We start from the raw sequence: 3,250 nt of genomic DNA, 5'->3' as shown, positions 1-3,250 counted from the left end.
GCCGCGCCAGCGCTGCGGCAAACCCCGTCGCGCTGCCCGCATCACCGGCTTCGGCAGCAAACACCTCATGCACCGTCGCGCGCGACAGCCCGCCTGCCAGTGCGGCATCGATATCATCATGCCCCGTTGCGATCCGCGCTGCGGATTGCGCGGCTTTTGGCCGCTCGATGGTGGCAATTCTGCGCTTGAGCAGCTGGAAAGAATCATAAGGTGCGGGCATGTGTGTTCGCTATATGTTCTTTATCCGCTTCGCCACAAGCAGAGTCAAGCGAACGAAGTGGGCGGCATCATAGCCAAGCGCATCTACAACGAAAAGCAACCGGATCAAGGGATCGTATTTACGGTGAACCGGCCGTTTCCCGCTATTCAGCAGCGCAATCAATACACCAGTCTGCGACACCCGTTCCAGTAGTCGGTGTTCGTTGTGCAGCTGCGCAGGCCGCTGCGCGAATCGACCAGGCAAGTGGTGCGTTGGCCGCACACCAGATTGCGTTCGCGCGGCACATAGGCGGGCGGTGCGTTCATCCGGTTGAACACACTGACAACCTTTGGCCGCACCTGATTGATGTTGGCCTTTATCTTGTCATCGCCGTGACGCAGTGCGGTGTCCATCCAGTGCAATATCTCGTCCTGATGCTGTTTGACATCGCGCCGTTGCAGCAAGGCGCTGGCAGCGATGACGGCGCCTGCGACATAGCCTTCGTCCACCAGATTGCGGGCAAGCTTATAGGCCTGATCATGGTCGGCCTTTACCCCCTTGCCCATATTGAGCATGTCTGCGGCATAATAAGTCGCGTAGACATGCCCGCCCTCGCTGGCCCGACGCAGAAATTCGAGACCTTTTTTGGGATCCTTGGGGGTGGCAACGCCCTCGACATGGAACAGCCCGGCCATGAACTGGGCATCGACATGGCCCGCTTGCGCACCGGCCGTAAAGTGACGCAGGGCCTGCGCCTCATTCTTCGGCCCCAGCACCTGGCCAGACCCTTTCAACGCGCCAAGAATGTAATTGGCCGGTCCATCGCCCAGCTTTGCCGCTTGCTCCAGCGTGTCAAAGGCCAGCGTGCGATCAGCGCCGGGTGCCTTGCCCTGCGCCGCTGCCCAGCCCAGTTCAAAATGGGCGGCGGCATCGTCTTGCTGCACATATTCGATCAGCATGGTAAGCGCAGGCTGGTTGATGACATCGCGGTTGATCGCGCGCACGGCCAACGCTTCGGCAGGAACCGGGCAGGGCTTGCGAGCCTTGGCATTGGCCTCATAGGCATCGGCAAAGGATGACTCGGCGCTGTCGAGCGCGCGTCCGCCCGCCACTTTTTCGACCAACAGGTCATACACGCCGTGGCAATTGGTCCGCTGATGATGCTGGCGATCTGCAGCGGGCATCGCGCTGTTCAATTTGGCGGGGGTGCTGCCTGAGACAGCGGCGCTGGTCATTGTCAGCGCGATCAGCGCCAGCATCCATCGCTTTGCGAGACCCTTGCTGGCTGAAGCCGATGTGTGGTTCGGAGACAATAGCATGGTCGCACCCCTTTCGGTGTTCACGTGCGACCCGTCCCCCACTTGGTTACAAATTCGCGGTGGGCTGTCAATGTCGTGACCCTAAGGGCGCGAACACTTAGCCGTTAAGGTCTTAACACACCTATGCGGGCCATGGAACGAATCCGCGCCGTCTCCATATTGAGTGCATGATGTCTGATCGCCCGAAGGTTCTGCTGCAGTATCTGATGCCAAAACAGGGCATGACCCGCTTTGCAGGCAGGGTCGCAAATGCCGAGGCCGGGGCCATGACGACGCGGCTTATCCGCTGGTTCGTCAAACGCTACAACGTGGATATGCATGAGGCTGAACAGCCAGATATCGCAAGCTACACCAGCTTCAACGCCTTCTTCACCCGCCCGCTCAAGGCCGGTGTTCGTCCCATGGCTCAGGCCGATTTTGTCTGTCCGGTGGATGGCGCGATCAGCCAGTTCGGCGCCATCGACGATCATCACATCGTTCAGGCCAAGGGGCACAGGTTCACGACCTCCGCGCTGGTAGGCGGCGATGCTGCGCTTGCCGCCCGGTTCCGCCACGGCAGCTTTGCCAACCTCTATCTCTCGCCGCGTGACTATCACCGCATCCATATGCCCTGCGATGGCAGGCTGATGCGGATGATGTACGTGCCGGGCCAGCTGTTTTCGGTGAACCCGACGACGGCGCGCGGGGTGCCAGGCCTGTTTGCGCGCAACGAACGCGTGGTGTGCGTGTTCGATTCGCCGCAATACGGCCCGTTCGTGATGGTGCTGGTCGGCGCGACCATTGTCGGCAGCATGGCGACCGTGTGGCATGGGCTGGTTAACCCGCCGCGCGCCAGGAAGACCACCGAATGGACCTATGCCGATCAGGATATCGTTTTGGCCAAGGGCGCCGAAATGGGCTGTTTTCTGCTGGGGTCGACGGTGATCATGCTGTTTCCCAAGGACACAATCGGCTTCAATCCGGACTGGTCGCCGGAGCGACCGGTGCGCCTGGGCGAGGAGATGGGGCAGCAGCCGGTCTGAACATCGATACCGTTCTTGCGCAGCCGCCCACTGATGCTAAAGGACCTGATCGGCACAGCAGAGATCGAATGCAACCGGTTGCGGGTGTAGCTCAATGGTAGAGCAGCAGCTTCCCAAGCCTTCGTGATTATGATTTTTCAATGACTTGGCTTGCGATTTCATTCCGAAACTGTGTGATTAACAAGTATTTTTCGGAATGGATCAGGGCGGCGGTGCCTCTAGATTGTCGAGCCTGTCACGGATCGAGATAAAGTCTGCGGCCAGATTGCCTTCATAGCCAGACAAAACCTCGACCGTGTCGGCCGCGCGCTTTTTGTCTGATGCCAGCTTTGCGCGGGCGCTGTTGATCTGCAGGTTCGCACGCTGCTGTTCGCGGGGCATCGGCACCCCGGTCACTCCCGCCCGTCAAACACACGACGACACAGCGCCTCCCAGCGCGCATTGTGCACCATGATGTCGTTGACGGTCAGGTCGCTATCGGCCTTGTTCTCGGGATCGTTCGTCTGGCCCGGTGGCAGCTGGGCAAACTTGATAACCTTGAACGCCAGGCAACTGGTATCGACAGTTTTCGGGGGTTCGAGAGTTGCGCATGCACTGCTCACACCACAAAGCAGGAGCAAAGCGGATATCATTTTCAGCTTCATTTGCCGTCTCCACACGTTCGATTGTCTTTTCCAGCGTCTCGGCCCGCTCGATGGCCCTGCCGCCCT

The 3,250-nt window shown here is 59.8% G+C and carries 4 protein-coding genes and 1 pseudogene; 1 reads left to right on the top strand and 4 read right to left on the bottom strand.

Annotated elements, in window-relative coordinates:
• Both ACEW8G_RS15185 and ACEW8G_RS15180 read right to left on the bottom strand, forming a co-directional pair.
• Positions 1–220, bottom strand: a pseudogene (locus tag ACEW8G_RS15185) (hypothetical protein); the annotation flags it as partial.
• A gap of 158 nt (positions 221–378) precedes the next feature.
• A complete protein-coding gene (locus ACEW8G_RS15180; protein WP_373489238.1) occupies positions 379–1,518 on the bottom strand; it encodes a tetratricopeptide repeat protein in 1,140 nt (379 codons plus the stop codon).
• Between the two features lie 170 nt (positions 1,519–1,688).
• Here ACEW8G_RS15180 and asd point away from each other — a divergent pair, with 170 nt between their 5' ends.
• On the top strand, positions 1,689–2,540 hold the full coding sequence (gene asd / locus ACEW8G_RS15175; RefSeq protein ID WP_373489237.1) for an archaetidylserine decarboxylase: 852 nt from the start codon (positions 1,689–1,691) through the stop codon (positions 2,538–2,540).
• A gap of 201 nt (positions 2,541–2,741) precedes the next feature.
• Here asd and ACEW8G_RS15170 read toward each other — a convergent pair whose 3' ends face one another.
• Both ACEW8G_RS15170 and ACEW8G_RS15165 read right to left on the bottom strand, forming a co-directional pair.
• On the bottom strand, positions 2,742–2,927 hold the full coding sequence (locus ACEW8G_RS15170; protein ID WP_373489236.1) for a hypothetical protein: 186 nt from the start codon (positions 2,925–2,927) through the stop codon (positions 2,742–2,744).
• Between the two features lie 5 nt (positions 2,928–2,932).
• On the bottom strand, positions 2,933–3,184 hold the full coding sequence (locus ACEW8G_RS15165; RefSeq protein ID WP_373489235.1) for a hypothetical protein: 252 nt from the start codon (positions 3,182–3,184) through the stop codon (positions 2,933–2,935).
• Positions 3,185–3,250 lie beyond the last annotated feature (66 nt).

It is taken from the genome of Blastomonas sp. (assembly GCF_041747255.1).
Classification (GTDB): domain Bacteria; phylum Pseudomonadota; class Alphaproteobacteria; order Sphingomonadales; family Sphingomonadaceae; genus Blastomonas.
This window is presented reverse-complemented; position numbering and strand designations above follow the sequence as displayed.

Coding starts and splice junctions, on each gene's coding strand:
- ACEW8G_RS15180 (WP_373489238.1), bottom strand. CDS start 1,518: ATGCTATTGTCTCCGAACCACACATCGGCTTCAGCCAGCAAGGGTCTC.
- asd (WP_373489237.1), top strand. CDS start 1,689: ATGTCTGATCGCCCGAAGGTTCTGCTGCAGTATCTGATGCCAAAACAG.
- ACEW8G_RS15165 (WP_373489235.1), bottom strand. CDS start 3,184: ATGAAGCTGAAAATGATATCCGCTTTGCTCCTGCTTTGTGGTGTGAGC.